Annotated in this window: 20 protein-coding genes; 14 read left to right on the plus strand and 6 right to left on the minus strand. The window is 45.7% G+C overall.

The annotated features are described in order from the left end of the window. Positions 1-402: 402 nt before the first annotated feature. The 3 genes from DP923_RS14130 (at position 403) to DP923_RS14140 (ending at position 6,599) form a co-directional block, all read left to right on the plus strand. A complete protein-coding gene (locus tag DP923_RS14130; protein ID WP_112306510.1) occupies positions 403-4,413 on the plus strand; it encodes a response regulator in 4,011 nt (1,336 codons plus the stop codon). Continuing rightward, positions 4,403-5,233 (plus strand): CheR family methyltransferase, encoded by an 831-nt coding sequence (locus tag DP923_RS14135; protein ID WP_112306511.1) that lies wholly within the window; start codon positions 4,403-4,405, stop codon positions 5,231-5,233. Before DP923_RS14130 ends, DP923_RS14135 begins: the two co-directional genes overlap by 11 nt. Positions 5,234-5,396: 163 nt before the next feature. After that, on the plus strand, positions 5,397-6,599 hold the full coding sequence (locus DP923_RS14140) for a sensor histidine kinase (RefSeq protein WP_112306512.1): 1,203 nt from the start codon (positions 5,397-5,399) through the stop codon (positions 6,597-6,599). An 82-nt stretch (positions 6,600-6,681) separates the two neighbouring features. On the opposite strand, the gene DP923_RS14145 is transcribed toward DP923_RS14140, so the two are convergent. The 4 genes from DP923_RS14145 to DP923_RS14160 form a co-directional block, all read right to left on the minus strand. Beyond that, entirely contained in the window at positions 6,682-7,542 is an 861-nt protein-coding gene (locus DP923_RS14145) for a bestrophin family protein (RefSeq protein ID WP_112306513.1), read from the minus strand. A gap of 129 nt (positions 7,543-7,671) precedes the next feature. After that, positions 7,672-8,250, minus strand: a complete 579-nt coding sequence (locus tag DP923_RS14150) for a TetR/AcrR family transcriptional regulator (RefSeq protein ID WP_112306514.1) — start codon at positions 8,248-8,250, stop codon at positions 7,672-7,674. 10 nt (positions 8,251-8,260) lie between these two features. Further along, on the minus strand, positions 8,261-9,343 hold the full coding sequence (locus DP923_RS14155; RefSeq protein WP_112306720.1) for an MBL fold metallo-hydrolase: 1,083 nt from the start codon (positions 9,341-9,343) through the stop codon (positions 8,261-8,263). Positions 9,344-9,470: 127 nt separating this feature from the next. Further along, on the minus strand, positions 9,471-10,892 hold the full coding sequence (locus DP923_RS14160; protein WP_112306515.1) for an FAD/NAD(P)-binding protein: 1,422 nt from the start codon (positions 10,890-10,892) through the stop codon (positions 9,471-9,473). A gap of 499 nt (positions 10,893-11,391) precedes the next feature. Between DP923_RS14160 and DP923_RS14165 the strand changes: the two genes are divergently transcribed. The 4 genes from DP923_RS14165 to DP923_RS14180 all read left to right on the plus strand — a co-directional run bounded on the left by DP923_RS14165 (position 11,392) and on the right by DP923_RS14180 (position 15,879). Further along, the gene (locus tag DP923_RS14165) at positions 11,392-12,117 is read left to right on the plus strand and encodes a DUF6090 family protein (protein WP_112306516.1); all 726 of its coding nucleotides are present in this window, start codon (positions 11,392-11,394) and stop codon (positions 12,115-12,117) included. 71 nt (positions 12,118-12,188) lie between these two features. After that, a complete protein-coding gene (locus tag DP923_RS14170) occupies positions 12,189-12,749 on the plus strand; it encodes a hypothetical protein (protein WP_112306517.1) in 561 nt (186 codons plus the stop codon). A 323-nt stretch (positions 12,750-13,072) separates the two neighbouring features. Next, the gene (locus DP923_RS14175; protein ID WP_112306721.1) at positions 13,073-15,238 is read left to right on the plus strand and encodes a glycoside hydrolase family 97 protein; all 2,166 of its coding nucleotides are present in this window, start codon (positions 13,073-13,075) and stop codon (positions 15,236-15,238) included. A 230-nt stretch (positions 15,239-15,468) separates the two neighbouring features. After that, positions 15,469-15,879, plus strand: coding sequence for a DUF983 domain-containing protein (locus DP923_RS14180; protein WP_165838201.1), 411 nt, complete (start codon positions 15,469-15,471; stop codon positions 15,877-15,879). A gap of 36 nt (positions 15,880-15,915) precedes the next feature. Here DP923_RS14180 and DP923_RS14185 read toward each other — a convergent pair whose 3' ends face one another. Then, complete coding sequence (locus DP923_RS14185) at positions 15,916-16,722, minus strand: pseudouridylate synthase (protein ID WP_239021045.1); 807 nt, start codon at positions 16,720-16,722, stop codon at positions 15,916-15,918. Positions 16,723-16,882: 160 nt separating this feature from the next. Between DP923_RS14185 and DP923_RS14190 the strand changes: the two genes are divergently transcribed. After that, on the plus strand, positions 16,883-17,788 hold the full coding sequence (locus DP923_RS14190) for an NmrA family NAD(P)-binding protein (RefSeq protein ID WP_112306518.1): 906 nt from the start codon (positions 16,883-16,885) through the stop codon (positions 17,786-17,788). A gap of 22 nt (positions 17,789-17,810) precedes the next feature. Here DP923_RS14190 and gloA2 read toward each other — a convergent pair whose 3' ends face one another. Beyond that, the gene (gloA2, locus tag DP923_RS14195) at positions 17,811-18,200 is read right to left on the minus strand and encodes an SMU1112c/YaeR family gloxylase I-like metalloprotein (protein ID WP_112306519.1); all 390 of its coding nucleotides are present in this window, start codon (positions 18,198-18,200) and stop codon (positions 17,811-17,813) included. Between the two features lie 163 nt (positions 18,201-18,363). Between gloA2 and DP923_RS14200 the strand changes: the two genes are divergently transcribed. The 6 genes from DP923_RS14200 to DP923_RS14225 all read left to right on the plus strand — a co-directional run bounded on the left by DP923_RS14200 (position 18,364) and on the right by DP923_RS14225 (position 21,761). Beyond that, a complete protein-coding gene (locus DP923_RS14200; protein ID WP_112306520.1) occupies positions 18,364-18,987 on the plus strand; it encodes a hypothetical protein in 624 nt (207 codons plus the stop codon). 67 nt (positions 18,988-19,054) lie between these two features. After that, on the plus strand, positions 19,055-19,297 hold the full coding sequence (locus DP923_RS14205) for a winged helix-turn-helix domain-containing protein (RefSeq protein WP_239021059.1): 243 nt from the start codon (positions 19,055-19,057) through the stop codon (positions 19,295-19,297). A 78-nt stretch (positions 19,298-19,375) separates the two neighbouring features. Beyond that, positions 19,376-19,714, plus strand: coding sequence for a potassium transporter KefB (locus DP923_RS14210; RefSeq protein WP_112306522.1), 339 nt, complete (start codon positions 19,376-19,378; stop codon positions 19,712-19,714). Between the two features lie 56 nt (positions 19,715-19,770). After that, on the plus strand, positions 19,771-20,103 hold the full coding sequence (locus tag DP923_RS14215; RefSeq protein ID WP_112306523.1) for a hypothetical protein: 333 nt from the start codon (positions 19,771-19,773) through the stop codon (positions 20,101-20,103). Positions 20,104-20,168: 65 nt separating this feature from the next. Continuing rightward, positions 20,169-20,459 carry a hypothetical protein gene (locus DP923_RS14220; RefSeq protein ID WP_112306524.1) on the plus strand — a complete coding sequence of 97 codons (291 nt, stop codon included), beginning with the start codon at positions 20,169-20,171 and terminating at the stop codon, positions 20,457-20,459. A 57-nt stretch (positions 20,460-20,516) separates the two neighbouring features. After that, positions 20,517-21,761, plus strand: a complete 1,245-nt coding sequence (locus tag DP923_RS14225; RefSeq protein WP_112306525.1) for a hypothetical protein — start codon at positions 20,517-20,519, stop codon at positions 21,759-21,761. Position 21,762: the final 1 nt, after the last annotated feature.

A 21,762-nucleotide genomic window follows, 5' to 3' on the forward strand; every position in this document is an offset into this window, starting at 1 on the left:
GGTTATCTCTTTCTGTAAAATAGTTGAAAATAAATTAACAAAAGTCTAGGTTATTTATGTTAAATACTGATAATGAGTATGTTGTGCAGCTGATAAATTTTTAAAAAATTAAAATTTAAACTTTTCTATCTGCCCTTTCTTGGGTTTTCATCAACAACTACATTTAAGTTTTTTCTGCTGAAAACATCCAGCACCTTCAGTATGAATCGGTTACCGGTATCTCTTTTAGCGAAGTATTTATTTAAAATGCCTGATTTATACTTTACCTGCTAGTTTCCCTCGTATCCTGGCCTGTAAAACCTGAACCCATCCTGCACTTAACCCAGAATCAGCTAAATTTTTAAGTTGATTTTCCTAATTTGCAAACTGGTAACAATTTTACATGCTTCCCCATTTAAGTTAATGAACATAATCAAGAATTTAAAGATCAGAGATAAGCTGATCCTGCTGCTGTCGTTGTTGCTGCTGCCACTTATTTATTTTGTTTTTTCAACAATAAGAGTTGAGCTGCAGGGAAATGAGTTACTGAAACAAGAAGTAATTCAGCTGGAAGAATCTGAAAAGATATCGGAACTGCTGCATTCGTTTCAGCGGGAACGAGCGCGCATTCTGGCCGCGGCGGCAGGTAACAGGCAGTATATTCTGGAAGCAGTAACGCAACGTAACTTAACCGATGCCGCTGAAAATGACCTGAAAGCTTTTCTGCTTAGCTCTGGCAGGTCGCTGCCCGAACTGGCTGCCCTCAACGAATTAAAAAAGCACCGCAGCAACCTGGATAATAAAAGCCTGAATGTACAGGAGTTCAGAGAATATTCTACCATGCTTGTTTTTAGCCTGCTGGATAAAATAGAATCGAATGCAACGGGTATTACCAACCCGGCCATTGCCAGGCAACTGGTTAGTTTTAAAAACCTCGCTGAAGCAAAAATACAGCTAGGCCGCATCCGGAGTTTACTAATGCTGGTGTTGCAGGATAACAGTTTTACAGTTCGTGATTATGCGGCCATCAGTAACCAGATCATGTCGCTGGAACGTGCCTTGCAGGGTTATTATCAATTTGCCGACCAGCAGAGCGTTAGCGAAATGCAGGCCACTATCTCATCGGAAAACTACCGGCAAGTTACCGATATTATAGACCAGATCCGGAAAGATCCGAACATTGAACTTCCTACTTTTAACCCCGCCACCACCTTTAATCTATTCACAAAAGGTATAGAAGATTTCCGTAAGACCGAACGGAATCTGGTAAAGGATATTAAAAGTAGAGTACAGGCAGAGAGCAACCAGAAAAAGCAGAACCTGCTCATTCTGATGGTTATTACGTTTCTTTTAATCGGGTTAACGGCACTGCTTTCCTTCTACATCATCAGCATTATTGCCACATCACTGTCTGCCTTAAAAACAGCTGCCGACCGCATTAAACTGGGTGCCACCGACGTGGTAATCGATATCGATAGCACCGACGAGATTGGGAGCGTGGCCGAGTCCTTCAGAGGTGTGCTGGAGAAAAATATTTTACTTTCCAATGTTGCCCGCGCCATCGGCGAAGGCAGTTACGAGGTAGAAGTTGTGCCGCAAAGCGACGAAGATATCCTGAGCTATTCCATCAAAAGTATGAAGGAAAACCTCCAGACCTTTACCACCGAATCGGAAGAGCGCAACTGGGTACTAACCGGCATTTCGGAGCTGAACAACCAGGTGGGAGGAGAGAACTCGCTGGAAAGTATAACAACTAAGATCGTCTCCTTTGTGTGTGATTATGCAGGAGCAGAAGCCGGCATTTTATACTTACATAACAACATTGGTAAACTAGAGCCAGCTGCTGCCTTTGGGGTGCAGCAACCGTTAGAACAGTTGCCGCATTTTGCTTTGGGTACAGGCAAGGTAGGGCAGGCTGTCAGCGATAATAAAATACAGGTATTGGAGGCAGTGGCAGATGAGTACCTGCGTATCAAAACGGGCCTGGCCGATATAGCGCCAGCTTCCATCATCATCATTCCGTTATACTTTGCCGACACTATCATCGGGGCGTTGGAGCTGAGTACACGCAAGCCGTATAATGAAGTGCAGCAACGGTTTTTCAATTCAGTTTCCGACCGGATCTCGGTGGTGATCTATACATTGAAATCGCATGTGCAAACCCAGGAGCTGCTTTACGAAACACAGAACCTGGCCGAAGAACTGGAAACACAGCAGGAAGAGCTGCGCCAGGTAAACTCCGAGTTAAGGGCATCCGAAGAAGAGCTGCGCGTAAACCAGGAAGAACTGCAGGAAAAGAATACCGAGCTGGAAGAGAAAGCACAGCTGCTGGAAGAACAGTACGAAGCGCTGCGTAATAAAAACAAGGCAATTGAAGACGCCCGCGAAGCCATCGAACTGAAGATACAGCAGGTAGAGACCGTGAGCAAGTATAAAAGCGATTTCCTGTCTAACATGAGCCATGAGTTGCGTACGCCACTTAACAGCATCCTTATACTTTCGAGGTTGCTGGCCGATAACGCTGAAAATACGCTTTCTACCAAACAGCGTGACCACGCCCAGATCATCCACAAATCCGGCAACGACCTGCTCAAGCTCATCAACGAGATACTGGATCTGTCTAAAATAGAATCGGGTATGATCCGGTTGGAAACCGATGAAGTAAAGCTTGATTCGATTACGTTGGAGCCTATTTTCAGGGAAGTAGCCACTAAGAAGAATATCCGTTACAGCGAGCGCCATATTCCTGCATCCTTCGATACCATCATCACAGACAGGTTCAGGCTGGAGCAGATCCTGAAAAACTTTATTGGCAATGCACTTAAATTTACCAGCGATGGCGGCGAAGTAGAATTGTCTGTTTACCCGGTTACCACTAAACCAAACTTTGCATCCGCACATTTGCGTGAGCAGACCGATATCATCGCATTTTCGGTGCGCGATACCGGCATTGGTATTCCGGCAGATAAGCAGCACCTGGTGTTCGAAGCGTTCCAGCAAGCCGATACATCCACCACGCGCAAGTATGGCGGAACAGGTCTGGGCCTTACCATCAGCCGTGAGCTGGCAGCTATACTTGGCGGCGAACTGATGCTGGAAAGCGAACCGGGCAAAGGCAGCACGTTTACGGTTTACCTGCCGCGTGTAGCCTCCAACCAACCTGCAAAGCCTAATCTGGCGCAACCATCCATGGTGGCTTCGCAGCATAAAGCGGACTCCATGCAGCAACTTATCTCAGAGATGAAGCCCGGGAATAATGCCGAAGTTTCGATTCTGATTGTGGAAGACGACAAAGGCTTTAACGATATTCTGGCTGATTTTGCAACCGCGAAAGGCTTTAAAGTATACCAGGCCTACACAGGTAAAACCGGTTTGGAACTGGCGCACCAGCATAAGCCCAACGCCATGCTCCTTGATATTCAGTTGCCGGATATGATGGGCTGGGATGTGCTGCAGGAAATAAGAAAAGACAAAGTACTGCGTGCCACCAACGTGCACGTTATGTCGGCTTATGATAAGGAGGTAATTCAGGGGGCAAGCGACAACGAAGAATACATGCCCAAACCGGTTACGCTCGAAATGCTGAACAAAGCGTTTTTAACCTTCTCGGAAACAACGGAAGCGCCGCTCGAGAATATCCTGATTGTGGAAGATAATGAGGTGGAAAACAGGGCTGTGGCAGAACTGCTGCTGGCCCATAACCTGAAATCAACGTCTGCCTTCTCGGCGGAAGAAGCAGAGCAGGTGCTGGCCAAACATAAAGTTGACTGTATCATACTTGACCTGAACCTGCCGGGCATGAAAGGCTACGACTGGATGAAAAAGATCCGTTCGAGCGAAGGCCTTTCTGATATTCCGATCATTATTTACTCGGGCAAAGACCTGAGCGAAGAAGAAGAAACCAGCCTGAAAGAGTTTACCAACACCATCATCATTAAAAACGAATACTCTTACCTGCGCCTGCTGGATGAAGTACAATTGTTCCTGCACAAAGTAAACCAGAAGCTGCCGCAGGGCAACGCGTTCCGGATGAAGCTGCACGTACCCGAAGAAGTATTGCAAGGCAAAAAAGTGCTGGTAGCCGATGATGATGTGCGTAACATTTACTCGCTCAGCAGCTTACTGGAGCTGCACGGCATGGAAGTAATAACTGCCAGCAACGGCGAAGAAGCCCTGCGCAAACTGGAAACCGAAAAAGGGATAGATATGGTGCTGATGGATGTGATGATGCCGGAAATGGATGGCATAGAAGCCACAAAACAAATCAGGAGCAAGATGCGTTTTAGTCAGTTGCCTATAATTGCGCTAACTGCTAAAGCTATGAAAGAAGACAAGGAAAAATGCCTGGCTGCAGGTGCCTCGGATTATATTACGAAGCCCGTAGATACAGATAAACTGCTAACCTTAATGCGGGTATGGTTATATGAAGCTTAAGAAGGATCTCCTTTTTGAGCAGGAAGCAGAAACGCTGATCAAAGAGATACATGCCACCTATGGCTACGATTTCTCGGGTTATGCACGTGCTTCGGTATACCGGCGTATCAAACGTTTTTTAACAAATAAAGAGCTGGCAAGTATAGCAGAGCTGCGCACCAACCTGTTTCAGGACAGCTACTTTTTTGAGAATTTTCTGCAGGAAGTGACTGTGAACGTGACAGAGATGTTCCGCGATCCGGAATTTTTTCTGTCGTTGCGGACCAATGTGCTGCCCATACTTTCGACGTACCCTTTTATTAAGATATGGGATGCGGGCTGCTCTACCGGCGAAGAACTGATCTCGCTGGCTATTTTGCTGGAAGAAGAAGGCCTGCTGAACAGAACCAAGATTTACGCCACCGATATCAACCAGAAAGTGCTCAAACAGGCCAAAGAAGGTATTTACCCGGCTGCGCAAATGCCAACGTATACGGCGGCTTACTACGCAGCAGGGGGCAAACAGGAGTTTTCGAGTTATTACAGCAGCAATTACGGCAATGTAAAATTCCATGCATCGCTGCTCAAAAATGTGGTGTTTTATCCGCATAACCTGGCCACCGATTCGTCTTTTAATGAGTTTCATTTGATCCTGTGCCGCAACGTGCTGATCTATTTTAACAGGGAGTTACAGGAACGTGTGTATGCTTTATTTGATCAGAGCCTGGTAAGTCTGGGGTATCTGGGACTAGGCAAAAAAGAATCGCTTAGTATGTCTCCTTTCAGCAGGCTTTATAACTTCGTGGATAAGGAACAACGCATTTACCGCAAAATAAACTAGCCGGTAAATCGTATTAAAGTATAGTCTGAAACAAGAGTTCGGTTTAAAATCATATCTTTGGGCAACCTGTACTTTACAAGCATAGCTCAGCTATTTTCTGATTAAGCCAATTAAACAAGTGTAACGAATTTAGAGCAGATAAAAGCCATTTTACTTTCCTTACATGATTACTGACGAACAATGTAAATCTTTTGCGCCTGCTTCTGAGCTTCATCCGGTAAAAATTCTGCTGGTAGATGATAAGGCCGAAAACCTGATCAGCCTGGAAAGTCTGCTTTCGACGGATGATGAAAATATTACGTACCTGTTTGCTAACTCCGGTGAAGAAGCCCTGAGAATTGCGCTACAGGAAGAACTTGCCCTTATTTTGCTGGATGTGCAGATGCCCGGCATGAACGGGTATGAAGTAGCCCGTTACCTGCGCGATATTTCCAAGACAAGAGATATTCCGATAGTGTTTGTGACGGCTATAAACGAGCAGGACGCCCACGTGATTGAAGGCTTTGAGGCCGGTGCTGTCGATTTCCTGTTCAAGCCCCTGCACCCGTACATCACCAAAGCAAAAGTAGCGGCCTTCGTTAAGTTTTACCTTCAGAAAAAAGAACTGGAGAAAGTATACAAACTTACCCTGGAAGCCAACCAGCAGTTAGAACAACGGGTAGAGGAACGTACCAAAGAACTTACCCGCGTTAACAAAGACCTGGATACCTTTGTGTACACGGCATCCCACGACCTAAAAGCGCCCATCAACAACATCGAAGGCCTGATTACGGCGTTAAACGAAACCCTACAGGAAAATACCCCGGACCTGAAAGAGGCAACGCATATAATCGGGATGATCACCAATTCGGTGGGCCGTTTTAAAGATACCATTTCCGATTTAACGGACATCGCCAAGATACAATACGACTACGCTGCGGGCAAAGACCAGATCAACTTTAAAGAGTTGCTGGAAGATGTGAAGCTCAATATCAGAAACCTGATTGAAGAGTATGATGCGACTATTATAGATGATTTTTCGGGAGCGCCTGAGATTTTATTTTCCCGGAAAAACCTGCGCAGCATACTATATAACCTGATCTCGAACTCGCTTAAGTATAGCCACCCGGATCGTAAACCGCATATAGTCATCTCTACATCGATGGCGGATGGATGCACAGTTTTAGCGGTGCAGGATAACGGGCTGGGCCTCCGGAAGCAAGACCAGGAAAAGGTTTTCGGGATGTTTAAGCGCCTGCACACCCACGTAGACGGCACCGGGCTGGGCCTGGCTATTGTAAAGCGCATCGTAGAAAACTGCGACGGCAAAATAGAATTTGATAGCGAGTTAAATGTAGGCTCCGTTTTTAAAGTTCACCTGAAATAACAGCATCATACTTTATCATAAACAAAGCCTCCCAAAGTATAAACTAAGATTTATACTTTGGGAGGCTTTGTTTATGGCCGGTTTAGCTCAGTAGTTCGTCGATGTGTTTGCGGATGTTGTGGCAGATCTGGTCGATGGGCAGGTCGTTGGCATCGGTTCCGAAAGGATTTTCAATTTCTTCCGCGATCAGCTCCAGGCTGGCCAGTGCGTAAAGTATAAGCACCACCACCGGTATGATAAAATAGCCCATACTGAACACCCAGCCAAAAGGCAGCGTCATCACATAAAAGAAAATAAACTTCTTGATAAAGACGCTGTAAGTAAAAGGAATAGGCGTGTTTTTGATGCGCTCGCAGGCGCCGCAATATTCTGTCAGGGCTTTAATTTCTTCGCTCAGCACCAGCATCTGCGCGGTATTGCAACGGCCTTCGGCCTGCATATAATTCAGCCTGGTGTAAAGGGCGGCAGCGAGTTGGTTGGGCAAATGGCGCTCCTTTTTCAAGTCGAGTACGGGGTCGAGCTCACTGAAATCCTCGTTCTCGCGGAGCATATTTTTTAAAGCAAAACAATAGTTCGGAACCATCAACCTGAAAAATCTCCTGTCGTCGGGGTCGATGGTGATGGCCTGTAGTTTAATGGCCAGGTTGCGCGAGCTGTTGGTGATGCCGCCCCATATTTTACGGCCTTCCCACCAGCGGTCGTAGGCGGTGTTGGTCCGGAAAACAAGCAGCAACGAAATTACAAAACCTAGTACGCCATGCATCAGCCCAACATGCCGGATGTACTCAGCCTGGCCCGCATTTAAATAATTGAGCTCGAAATAAGCAATAAGGCCAGCGTAGATACTGACCGCGATCATCAGCGGAAGCAACCTTCTGAACGTATCTGCTTTGCTGAATCTGAAAATAAAAATAAACCAGTCTTTAGGGTTGTAATTGATCATAGTTTAATAGGCAGCGCGACTTAAAAAAGTAAAGGTAAAAAGTATGCAGCGTAAGTATAACGTGCAGTATAAAATAAAGATAAGCCTTGCTATACATCCCCCAGGAGCATATGTTATACTTTACCAAAACTATACTTTATCCGAAATCGGTTTCATACTTTTTATGAAGAGCGTAAAAGCCTGGTTTATAACTCCCTGCTGGTTGGGTAGCCTTGTGTGCTGCGTGATATAGGTGAGCGTTGCCTGCAACTGGCCATTAAAAAGTGAGATAAAAAAGGTAGGTTCTATCGGGATGAATTCTTTTTCGCGGATGCCTTTTTCAACCAGGTCCTGCAAAAAATGAAACGACGAGGCTGCTTCGTCTTTGCTGAGGCGCGTGATGAAAGGGGAGTTGCTGAACATCGAGAAAAAGCGAAAATGAAACGGATGTGCAAGGGCCCAGGCAGTAGCCTGTTGCCAGCATAGCCTGAGTTGTTCTTCGATGTTGCCAGCTGTGGCCAGGCTTTGTTTCAGGTAAGCGGCAAAGTCGTTTTTGGCTTCGATGTAAAGCGAATTGATCAGCTCATCTTTGCTTTTAAAGTATAAAAACAAGGTACCGGTAGCCACTCCAGCCTCTTTCGAAATAGCTGCAGTGGACGTATGCTGAAAACCGTTCTGGCAGAATAACCGGAGCGCTGCGTCGATGATACGTTCTCTTTTTTCAGACATAATTGCCGGGTTAAAGTGTCCACCACTGGCTGGTTGGGTAGCTTTTGCCTAATATTACCGGCTCGCCGATAAGCGGTGTGGTGATTTTTACCTGCTTTTCAGTGGCGCTTTTTGTAACGCGTTGCAGGGGTTCATCCCAAGCGTGCAGGGCCAGCGCAAATTTTCCGAGGTGCATCGGAAAAAGTACATCTGCATGCAGATCGATGGCGGCTTGTACGGTTTGTTCGGGCATCATGTGGATATAAGGCCAGCTTTTGTTGTACTGCCCGGTTTCCAGAATAGCGATGTCGATGTTGCCAAACTTCTCGCCGATTTCCTTGAAGTGCGTATCGTACCCGGAGTCGCCGCCGATGTATACTTTGCTGGCAGGAGTTTCCAACACATAAGAAGCCCACAGTGTTTTACCACGCGATAAACCTCGGCCGGAAAAGTGCCTGGCTGGCGTGGCGGTTAGGGTAAGTTCTTTAAACGTAGCCGATTCCCACCAGTCCAATTCTGTTATGTTGGAAGCTTCGATTCCCCAGTTTTCTAAATGCCCGCCAACGCCCAACGGCACATAAAAATGCTTTACTTTATCTTTCAGTTCTACAATGGTTTTGTGGTCGAGGTGGTCGTAATGGTCATGGGAAATCACCAGCATATCAATTTCCGGCAGATCAGCAGTTGTATAGGCATCCGTCCCATCAAAGGCTTTCACCATAAACGAAACAGGGGAGGCGTACCCACTCAAAACCGGATCAACCAGAATCGTATACTGCTGCGCTTTAATCAGATAAGAAGAGTGCCCGAACCAATAAATGCTGGTTTCGTTGGTTGCCGCGGCTTTCAGATCAGATTTTACAGTCGGGATTGGGTTGGCTGGCCGGGTGTTAGCTGATTTATTGAAGAAATCATAGAGCATACCCAGGAAAGAAGCGTCTTCGGCTTGTACCGGTGTTTCGGATATATTCCGGAAGGAGCCATCCCTGTAGTTAGGAGAGTTGTGAATGCGCTCCAGCCGCGTGCCTGCAGGCGTTTTACCGAACACATCCTGCTGTAAAAACAGGAAGCTGACCAAGGTTAAAACGGCTGCAATAGAAAAAGATATCAACATAAATTTTTTCAGAAACTTCATATATTAATACTACTGTAATGACTAATCAGTCAGTAAAAGTATAAACTGCTTTCCTGCCAAACAAGTTCAGGCCTTAGTTATACTTTAGAAAGGCAGAAAGTATGAATTAGTGGAGCAGCGCTTCCTTTTCGTAAGAGTTGTTTTGCTGCAGCAGTTGATGTGCCAGTTCTTTAGCCTGCAGCCGTATTTCGCGCAAAGCGCTGGATTCGTAGAGCGTGCCTTTCCGGGGCGGGCCGAGGGTGTATAAGCCTTCCACAGGTAAATTATTAGCCCCAACCAAGGTGCCATCCGCAGTCGTTACTAAACCCAGGCGAAGCGCATCAGGTTTTAAAAAGCCATCATGTCCTAATTGCTGCACGAGTGGTAACTGTACTTTTTCAAAATCGCTGACCGGGCCTGTACAGTTTATAACACGGTCTACAAGTATGGTTTCTGGTGCATTATGCTTTCTTCTTTTAATAGTAACACAGGTTTTGGTTGCAGTTTGCTGCATATCCAGGACAGTTGCGGCTATTACTTCCAGCTTGCCCTGTTGCTGTAATTCTGATAATAATTCGGCCGAACTGGCTGGCATGCGGTGGCGGTGCGTTTCCCAGTAAGGCCGGATGTGGCGCATAAATTTCATCTTTTCCGGTAAAGGCATCGCCGACCAGATAACCGGAATTTCATCGCGCAACGCGTCCAGCACACTTCTCCAGTTATAGCCCAGTTGTGTTGCTGTTTTTATTTCATTTCTGATAAACCGGAACAACGTTAAAGCTGATGAAAGCGCATGTTCAGGTATGTTTACGGCTGGATATGGCATAGCCTGCACATCAAAAGGCTGCGGCAGTAAACCATGGCGCGATACCACATAAACGTTCCCCTGATGATTTTTTGCCTGCAAACTACCTACCAGATCCACCATCGTCAGGCTGGAGCCGATCAATAAAATGTCAGCGTTGGTGGGCATATTATCCAGCACCTTGGCAGACCACGGCGATGCAAAGTATAACTTGCTGTGGTAAAAAGAACTGGTAGGGATGGGAAGTTGGGCCGGTGCAAAATTGCCTAAGGCCAGCACTACTTTGTTTGCCGGCAAAGGCGCAGCGGTATCTTTAAAGTATAAACTGAATGCCTGCTCTTCTTTTTTTACGGCTACTACCTCATCGTATACCTTTATAAATTTTATACTTGCCGGAGCCTGGGCTTCGGCCTGCAGCAAACGGTCTTTCAGGTAATCTCCGAAAATAAAGCGGGGTATAAAGTCAGTTGGGCTAACGGTGTTTTGTAAATAGTTTTTGTAGTGCTGCTGGTTAGCGGTGAGCCAGGTATAAAAGTCGTCGGGTTTGTCCGGGGAAAGGCTCATGACAGCTGCCGGCACGTTCAGCGGCTGAAAAGGCAATTGGCTGGCGTACGCAACGCCCCGGTTCATTTTATACCTGTCCTGCTCTATCAGGTAGATCGTTGTTTCATTTTGAGCAGTCAGCAGTAACTGGATAGCTGTTAAGGTGCCGCTCAGGCCTCCACCGATAATTGCAATAGCCATAAATAATTAACTTATGTGTTGGAAACAATTAAGCTGCAAAGCATTCAGGCAAGGCTTGCATCAGCAGGTAGTAAAAGCAACAGAATCTTCAAATATCAGATAATACGCTAGTTGCAAAGTATAGTTAAGACTTTAAAGTATAGTTAGTTAAGCTGCAGATCAGAATTTTATACTTTGGAACAACCCATACGGCCTGTGGTTGCAAGTGTGCTTGTATCGAAGCTGTTTAGCGTTTTTAATTATAGTACCTGAACCTGCCGTTGTTGGTGTTTTCACCGACAACTATACTTTCACCAACTGTAGCTTGCTAGTGAAAACACGCAGCAAGGGCAGCAGTAATTTATTTGTTTAAACGCTAAACTGCCGCATCAATATAATATAAGTATAAAAATCAGAAAGCAGTTAGTATTAAATATTAAGGTTATGTTTAAACTAATCTAATAACTATATTATAAATATCATATAGTTATTATTATCTTGTAGGCTTAAAAATGGACTAATGGCAGAGTTAGAAGTTGTAAAGCATACCAAAGCAGTTTTTAAAATTATGGGTGATAAGAATACCGGCTGGAAACACAAGTTTAAAGAAATTATCCTCGAAATAGGCATTATTGTATTTGCCATTACGCTCTCGTTGTGGTTGCATAACTGGAGCGAGCATAACCACGTGAAGCAGGAAGAAAAAGAGTTTCTGACCGGCCTGAAAGTTGATCTGCAAAAAGACCTGACAGAGTTAGAATCGGATATTAAAACTTATAACCAGGTGCATAAAGGCTTTAACTATTTTTATAACGTAGCCTACGGCGCGCCTCTGCAAGCCGACAGCCTCCTGCAATATCGCTGGGTACTGCATAACAGTACGCAGTTTAACCCGAACAACAGCAGGTTTGAAGGGCTTAAAGCGTCTGGTAAGATCGGCATCATCGAGAACAAAGAACTGCTGAATGCGATACTGGAGCTTTACCAGGAAGATATTCCGTGGTTGCTGATGCTGAACGAAAGTATAAATTCTTATAAAAAGGAGAAGCTGGAAGCAAGTATGAACACCTTCCTGGTAGTAGATAGAAATAACAATGATAACCTGGAAGATGTACTGCACGAACCGCTCATACAAAACCATCTAAGGCAAATAGGAGCGTTTGGAGAGGTGAAAAACCAATACAGCAAGGTTATCGAGAAAAACACAAAAGTGCTGGCCCTGATAGAAAAGCAACTTAAGGAATAGAAGTCGTTTTCAAATAAAGTTAACCGATCATAAAGCGTTCAGGAGTACCAAACAACTAACCATTCGGCACTATGAGTCAGAAAGAGTTCTTCCGCATCAGGTTATACTTTACTGCGGCAGTTGCAGTCCTGATCTGGGCGTTGCTGGCCTGGGATTATTTCCATGGAGGAGTACCAAGCCATCATTTGTTAGCCAACGAAAACCTGCCGGAAATATCGAACGGCTGGGGTGCTGTTTTGCTACCGGTGCTTACCTGGGTTTTACTTTACCGCATGCATAAGCGTGCATTTAGCCAAACCGATCCATCAAAAATCTTGAAGCGGGAAGTATACGGTTTTGCAGGTGCCTTAGCCTTCGGAATTATACTTTCTGCGTTTTTCACACTTGGCTACCCTGAATACTGCAGTTACATGCTTATGGGGTTATTGGCTGTTGCATTTTTTGTGCCTGTGTACCGGGCCGGTTGTTTGCTGGGTTTTGTATTGGGAATGAGCTATACTTTCGGAGCGGTCTTGCCAACGCTTATCGGTTCAGTACTTTGTTTGGCGTCCTTTGTGGCCTACAAGTTAATCCGGACGGCCATACTTTACATGGGTGCAAAAGTAATGTTGCTGGCATCTGTCCGGAAATAAAATTGAGCAAAGTATACATCCGGCAAGTATACTTTTAATTGATTTCATAAAAGGTCCTTCTTCTGTTTTTCAGGGGAAGGACTTTTTAATGGCGGCACTTCTGCTGTCGCTTTATTTAGGGTTTTTCCAAAGGCTCACCTCAGAGCTGCATGGCTGTACTTTTAATCGAATCTTAATTGCGTTAAAACCAGTATAAGGCTTTGCTTTCAGGAAAACTGCGATAATTAATGTATTTTGCCGGCTTGTTATGCCAGTTAGTTTATACGTAACCACTTAAGCCCCGACAACTGATGACCAAAAAGTATACAATGCCTATCCCGATCATGAAAAAGAACACTACAGCAGGTTTGCTGCAACGGTTTTCCCTGTTTTTATTTTTGTTTACCTTCTCGTTCCTGGTAAATGCGCAGGTAATTACTTCGCCGGATAAAAACTTTACCATGAAGTTTGCCCTCGAAAAGAACGGCGTGCCCACCTATGAATTAACCTACAAAAAGAAGCCGGTTGTAAAGCAAAGCAAACTTGGCTTTGAACTGAAAGACAGCCCGGCCATGGCAGAAGGTTTTACCGTTACCAAAACCGATCAGGCTTCTGTAAACAATAGCTGGGAGCCGATCTACGGCGAACAGAAATCCATCCGCAACAACTACAACGAGCTGCTGGTAACGCTAACCCAGAAAGAGCAGAAAGACCGCCAGATCCGTATCCGTTTCCGTTTGTTTAACGATGGCCTCGGTTTTCGTTATGAGTTTCCGGAGCAGAAAGAGCTGAACTACTTCGTTATCAAAGAAGAAAATACAGAATTTAACCTTGTTGGCGACCACAAAATATGGTGGATCCCAGGCGACTATGACACAAACGAATACGCCTATACAACCTCTAAAATTTCTGAGATACCGGGCCTGATGCAAAAGGCTACCATCGATGTGCACGCACAGTGGCCGATTAAAACGCTGGCTGTGCAGACACCTTCGATGATGAAATCTTCGGATGGCCTGTACATCAACATACACGAAGCGGCGCTGATCGATTACCCGGCCATGAACCTGAATGTGGACCCGAAAACGTTTAAGTTCAGTGCGCACCTGACGCCGGATGCGATGGGCAACAAAGGCTACATACAGACTGAGTTTAACACGCCCTGGAGAACTATTGTGGTAAGCGATAACGCTGCTGATATTCTGGAATCGAAGCTTATTCTTAACCTGAACGAGCCGACCAAGTATAAAGACGTGTCTTGGATTAAGCCGGTGAAGTATATTGGTGTGTGGTGGGAATACTTTGTAGCCGGCAAAAGCAGCTGGGCTTATGGCACCGAAACCAATGTTAAGTTAACCGACGACTTCACAAAACTGACTCCCAACGGACGCCATGGCGCTACAAACGAAAACGTAAAAAAACACATTGATTTTGCTGCCAAGCATGGCTTTGATGCGGTACTGGTAGAAGGCTGGAACATTGGATGGGAAGACTGGTTTGGCAACTGGAAAGAGGAAGTATTCGATTTCGTGACGCCTTACCCTGATTTTGATGTAAAAGCCCTGCAAAAGTATGCAGCCGATAAAGGCGTGAAGATCATGATGCACCACGAAACATCAGCTTCCGCTACCAACTACGAGCGCCGCCTGGACGATGCTTTTAAGTTTATGCAGGATCATGGGTATAACTCTGTGAAGACAGGTTATGTAGGCAAGATCATCCCAAGAGGCGAGCACCACGACAGCCAGTGGATGGTGAACCACTACATCAGAGTAGCCGAGAAAGCAGCCGAGTACAAGATCAGAGTGAACAGCCACGAAGCCGTAAGGCCAACCGGTTTGCACCGTACTTATCCGAACTGGTTTGCACAGGAATCTGCGCGCGGAACTGAGTTTGAAGCCATGGGCGGCCTGGCACCAGACCACGCCACTATACTTCCGTTTACGCGTTTGATGGGTGGCCCGATGGACTACACGCCAGGCATTTTCCAGACAGATCTGTCTTACTACAACAAAGACAATACCCAGCGCGTGAACACGACTTTGGTAAAGCAACTGGCATACTATGTAACCATGTACAGCCCGTTGCAAATGGCCGCCGACCTGCCGGAGAACTACGAGCGTTTCCCGGATGCTTTCCAGTTTATAAAAGACGTAGCCCTGGATTGGGACGATACCTGGGTGCAGGAAGCTGAGCCCGGCGATTATGTAACGATTGCACGTAAAGCGAAAGGCAAAAACGAGTGGTACGTTGGTGGTATTACCGATGAGAATGCCCGCACAGCAACCGTTCGTTTTGATTATCTGCCAAAAGTTAAAAACTACATCGCGACCATTTATGCCGATGCCAGTGATGCCAGCTGGAACAAAAATCCGCAGAAATACACGATCCGTAAGGTATTGGTTAATTCTAAAAGTGTACTGAAGCAGCCCTTGGCACCAGGTGGTGGCGTTGCGGTAAGTATAAAAGAAGGAAACGCGCAGGAGACCAAAGGCCTGAAAAAACTGTAATTAACGTAAAACATATCACTCAGAAAGCGCGGCTCTATAGAAGGGCCGCGCTTTTTTTGTGTGTATGCTTCTGATTATCTCACGTAGGTTTTATAGTAATCTTACACGGGCCGTTTTTCAGCAAGTATAAAATGCTGTTTCCTATTATTTGGACTGAAAAGTATAGCGGTTTACGTAAGCAAGAGCGTATAATCCGGTATCTTTGCTGCGTAAATAAAAGCGATAATGAAATGAGCACAAACAACTCACTTTTATATAGTATAGCTGCCGTAAAATGCCCGCGCTGCCGCGAAGGAAATATGTTTCCGGAAGGTACCCTGTACAGCACCAAATTTGCCGACATGCACGAGAGTTGCCCTTGCTGCGGACAGGCTTTTGAGCCGGAACCAGGCTATTACTATGGAGCCATGTATGTAAGTTTCGGTTTTAACGTGGCCATTTTCCTGGCAGCTATTTTTATACTTTACCAGTTCGTAGAAGACGTGACTATTGCGATGGTGATGGGCGTGGTAGCTGTAGTCGTAATTGGTTTTCTGCCTATTATTTTCCGGCTTTCCAGGGCCATCTGGATCAACATTTTTATTCATTACGAAGGCCCGTGCAGCGAAATACCGCATAAGAACCACGGCAGCTCACACTAAATATAAAAGCAGGATTTATACTTTAAAGTATAATTTTCAACTAACTGGGGCAGCATCAACCTGCATCCCTTCCAGCATATGCCCCAGGATCGGTTCGCATTTTTCGCGGCAAGCAGGGTAAAAGTGGCCATGTTTCCAGGTAGCTGTTTTAGGCGATTGGCCCCACCAGAATTCGGCCAGCGCAACAGGCTTTAGGTTGTGCTGAAATGCGTACTGCAATAGCTTAGGGGCTGCGCATTCGCCGGCTCCGGCTGGCGGGTTATTGTTGGTTTGCTTCTGAAAAATATGACGGATGCTTTTTGTCTCGCCCATCTGGTTCAGAAAATAAAACTGATCGAAAAGTTTTCCCTGCAAAGCCACTGAAGCCTCTTTTCGGGTTTGGTATAACTCAGAGAGCTGGCTGCTGTTTTCTTCGGTTTTCTGCTCTTCCAGTGCTTTTATTTTTTTGCCCAGTTCTGTCAATGCCTGCATGCCCAAGTTCAGGAAACTCCCTTCTTCTAAACTATCGAATACCGGTGGCACAAAATGCGCATGATGGAAACTACCCGCTATTTTACCTGAAAAAGCCGCCAGGTAACCCAATTCGTTTTGCGCGTTCTGTACCACCAAAACCCCAAACATCTTCCCGATAATTTTTCCGGTTTCAGTGGCATTAAGCCCGAAGTTATGCTCCCAGGCCAAATCTGTCTTAAGATATTTTTGCAACTCAGCCACAGCCAGTAAACTGAGCGGGTGCGGTTGGTAACGGAACGGGTACGTAAATTTCCGGGGCAACGTATAAGCGGCAGGCAGCGAAGTAAACGGAATAAAACAGGCGCTTTCCGGAAGTATAGGGTGTAGCAAAAAAGTAAATCTAAAAGTATAAAGCTGGGTAGCAGGCAAAATTAAAAAGAAACTTCGGTATCTGGCTGCTTACCACTTAACTGAAGTGCTTCTTTCTGAAAGATTTCCAGAACAATCCGGTGCAGATATAGTTACAGAGTACACAACTTATACCTGTACCATGTCTCAACTTCCTTCTGAAAATATAATTGTACTGGCCGGAGCAACCGGCGATCTGGGAAACCGCATTGCCGTTGAGTTAATCGCCCGCGGGGCTAAAGTGAAAGCATTGGTTCGTCCGGAAACAGACCCTCAGAAAGTGGAAAAATTAAGGACGCAGGGTGCAGAAATTATGGAGACCGATTATATCAACCAACGGCAACTTACTAATGCGCTTCGGGGTGCTGGCTGCGTAGTATCCGCGCTGTCGGGTTTGCGTGATGTGATTGTAGATGCGCAGACTATGTTGCTCGAAGCAACTGTGCAGGCCGGCGTACCCAGGTTTATTCCGTCTGATTTCTCAATTGATTTTACCAGGCTTCCTTACGGCACCAACCGCAACCTGGACCTGCGCAAAGAATTTGGCGAACGGCTGGACCGGGTACCTATCGCGGCAACCTCCATCTTAAATGGCATGTTTACGGACCTGCTGAAAGGGGAGGCCCCGGTTATAATTCCGCAGCTAAAACGGGTTATTTACTGGGAGAACGCTGAGCAGCTGATGGACTTTACCACGATCAGCGATACGGCCATTTTTACAGCAGCCGCAGCTTTGGACCCAACCACACCACGTTACCTGCGCATTGCCGGCGACGTACTGAATGCATACGGTTTAGCGGAAGCAGCCCGGCAAGCTACTGGAGAGAAATATACCTTGCTTCGGGCAGGAGGTTTGGGCAGGCTGGATGCCATCATAAAGGTAACGCGTACTTTATTTCCTCAGAAAAAAGAAGTTTTCCCGGCGTGGCAGGGCATGCAATACATGCGCAATATGTTTAGTGGCCTACCCAAGCTCGAACCGTTAGATAATAACCGTTACCCTGAAATTACTTTTACTAAAGTGCACGAGGTTATTGCAGCGCAGTAAAAGAGTATAAATTTCTGCAGATCTATACTTCGTAAAACTCGATGGGTAAATTATCCGGATCGCTGATAAAGGTAAAGCGCTTGCCGGTAAATTCATCGGTCCGGATAGGTTCTGCAGCTATGCCTTTTTCCTGAAGTTGCTGCACGGTTTCGGCTATGTCTATAACGGCAAAAGCTAAATGCCGGAGCCCGGCTGCTTCCGGTCTGGATGGCCGCGCCGGCGGCGATGGAAACGAAAAAAGCTCCAGCACATACTCGCCGTTTAGGGCCAGGTCCAGTTTATAGGATTGCCTTTCGTCTCTGTACACTTCTCTTAAAACCGTCAGTCCAAGTATGGAAGTATAAAATTCCTTCGACTTCTTGTAATCAGAGCAAATGATGGCAATGTGGTGTATTCGTTTAAGGATAAGCATAGCTGGCAGTTAATTCGATCATCATAAAATAGATTATTAAGGTACGTTTTTCACGCAAACCTGTACTTTCCATACTTTACTTAAAATTCATAAAAAATATTTTATACTTAAAACTTGATTATCCGTAAAGCTTAATTAACTTTGAAACACAAAGTACTTTATTATGAACCACCAACAGGACCAATTAGAAACGCTACACGAGATCCGGAACATCATGGATCGCTCTTCCCGGTTTATTTCGCTTAGCGGACTTTCCGGAATTGCAGCCGGTGTTTCGGCGCTGATAGGGGCAGCCGTGGTGAAATGGTACCTGGTTTCAAATAACATCGCTTATACAGAGAACGCAGCAATTGCCCTGACGCGCGAAGCTGTAATGTTTATACTGGCAGTGGCGGGCCTGGTATTTATACTGGCGCTTTGCTCTGCTACCTATTTTACAGCCCGCAATGCCCGCAAATCAAACCACCGGGTATGGGACAGCAAAACGGAGCGCATGCTGGTAAATTTATTTATACCGTTGGCAGCAGGCGGCATTTTTTGCGGCGTGCTTATTTACCATGAGCTGTTATACCTGGTGGCACCGGTTATGCTGATCTTTTATGGTTGCGCGCTGCTGAATGCCAGTAAGTATACTCTAAGCGATATCCGCTACCTGGGCATTCTGGAGATTGCGTTGGGTTTGGTGGCCAGCTTTTTTGTGGGCTATGGTTTACTCGCCTGGACACTGGGTTTTGGCGTGTTGCACATCGTGTATGGTACGCTGGTGTACTTTAAATACGAACGCTAGCAGACCTGTGAAAGATTATTTTGAAAATATAAACAAAGCCTTCGAAAGCAAGGCGCGGCTTGGCATCATGTCGGTTTTGATGGTAGAGGACCGTGTGGATTTCAGTACGCTGAAAGATACGCTGCAACTAACAGACGGCAACCTGGCCAGCCACCTGCGCGCACTCGAAGAGGCCGCTTACTTACTTGTAGAAAAGCAGTTTGTAGGGCGCAAGCCGAACACCACGTACCAAGCTACTAAAACAGGCCGAGAAGCTTTTAACGAACATTTAAACGCACTGGAGCAACTGATTTTAAACAACCGGAAATAGCAGCTAAATTTTTTTATTTTTATACTTTGAAATACAAAGTACTTTAAAGTATAAGTTCATACTTTGAACACATCTAATATGGAACAGAAAAATAACGATCAAAACCAAACTATCCATCCGGCATCCGTGGGCAAGCGCATGCTACAGGGCGCAGTAATCGGCTTTATACTAATTACTTTTTTCCTGGTTGGTGCCGGCGAGCCTGAGCCCGAATGGCCAGCTTACTGGATGGTAAAACCACTGCTTGTTGTTCCGGCTGCCGGTGCGCTCGGAGGGCTTTTTTTCTTTAACATGGATCATCTGCGTTTCCAGGGCGGCTGGCGAACGGTAATAGCTTATGCACTCAGCCTGCTTGTGTTTTTGGTGGTCTTGTGGCTGGGCACTGTGCTGGGCTTGCACGGTACCATGTGGGATTAACAACGTAACTTTCTCAATTCAAAAATCTTAACCTAACCATTTTAAAGTATAAAGCTATGAACACCCATCAGAATCTGGAAAATGAGCTGCCTGCAAACGAAGGCACACGGGCTTTAAACATCATCAGCTGGCTTTTCGGAACCCTGTTTTTTGCCATCGGTGTAGTAAACACTTTTTGGGGCAACGACCCGGCTTTCGGAGTTTTTATCGTGCTGCTTTCGCTGGTTTATTTCCTGCCTGTAAACGACATACTGGATAACATAATCGGCTTACGCATTACCCGCATGTGGTTAGTGAAGATTCTGCTGGGCATGTTCATCATCTGGGCGGCCATGGGAGTAGGGGAGCTGTTCGATAAGATAGAACTAATGCTGCTGGATCTGAAATAAAACGATTAACCATTAATTTAAAATCAATCAATTAACTAAAGTATAAACCATTAAAATTTAAACTTATGATGACACAGAACAGAAGACTTTTCGGTATTATACTTGGCGTGTTGGGTATACTTCTTATTCCGTTGGTAGCCATGCAGTTTACCAGCGAAGTAGATTGGGATTTATTCGATTTTGCCGTGATGGGTACTTTACTGCTGAGCACCGGGCTGCTATGCGAATTTGTGATCCGGACGGTAAAAAACAAAGATTACCGCATCGGTTTGCTGGCTCTACTGGTGGTAGCGCTTTTCCTGATCTGGGCGGAGCTGGCAGTTGGTATTTTGGGGTCTCCTTTTGCCGGAAGCTAAGTATGATTTGCGCTGTCAGAAACTAAAAGGTAGCCACCACAAAGTATAAAATCAGCCATGAAAGAAGAGATACGCATGCAGCTTAATAATCCCGGTGAGCTGGAAAAGTTGTACCGAAGCAACAAAGGTCCCTTTAAACGGGAGTTCGGTGTACTGTACCCCGAAGTGAAGGGCAACGCCCTCGCTGATTTCTGGAACGAGCGGCTTAACTACGAAAGCGACGACATTAACTGGGGTACCACCAGAGAGTTAGTGCTGGTGATTCTGGCATCGCTGGTAGCAGGTTTTATCGCCAAAATTCCGGTTATATTTGGTGTTGATGAAGAGTTCTTTTATCCGCGAAATATAGGATTTATCTTTCTGCCGATATTAGCTGCTTACTTTGCCTGGAAAAACAAAGTAGATGCAAAAATGCTTTTTGTGATTTTCGGGGTGATGCTTCTCTCGCTTTTCTACATCAATTTGCTGCCTGCTTCTACGACAAGCGATACCTTGCTGCTGGCCTGCATCCACCTGCCTTTGTTGCTTTGGGCTTTAGTAGGAGCGGCTTTTGCCGGAAACAACCTTCGGGATTATACAAAACGCCTGGATTACCTGCGCTACAACGGCGACCTGATCGTGATGACCACGCTTATCCTTATTTCGGGTGGCATTATGACCGGGCTTACTATCGGGTTATTTTCCCTTATCGGCTTTCAGATCGAGGATTTATACTTTGGGTATGTTGGTATTTTCGGGTTGGCTGCTGCACCCATAGTTGGTACGTACTTAACCCACACTAACCCGCAGCTCGTCTATAAAGTATCGCCGGTTATCGCCAAAATCTTTAGCCCGCTGGTATTGGTTATGCTGGTTATTTACCTGGTTGCTATTTTCTATGCAGGCAAAAACCCATACAACGACCGCGAATTCCTGATCATCTTTAATTTACTTTTGATCGGGGTGATGGCCATTATTTTCTTTTCGGTAGCAGAAAACGCTAAAAGTACGGGCAGCACGACTGCTACCTGGATACTTTTCCTTTTGGCTGCGGTAACTATACTTGTAAATGGGATTGCGCTGTCGGCTATTGTTTTCAGGATTGCGGAGTGGGGCATCACGCCTAACAGACTGGCCGTTTTGGGAAGTAATATGCTGATGCTGCTAAACCTGCTCCTGATCTCTTTTTCACTTTTCAGATCCCTTACCAGCAAATCTGATGTTGCGAGCATTGGGAGAGCGATCGCTGTTTTTCTGCCGGTTTATACTATCTGGGCAATAATTGTGGTCTTCTTGTTTCCGCTGTTTTTTAGCTTTAACTAAT

This window comes from Pontibacter arcticus (assembly GCF_003284895.1).
Taxonomy (GTDB): domain Bacteria; phylum Bacteroidota; class Bacteroidia; order Cytophagales; family Hymenobacteraceae; genus Pontibacter; species Pontibacter arcticus.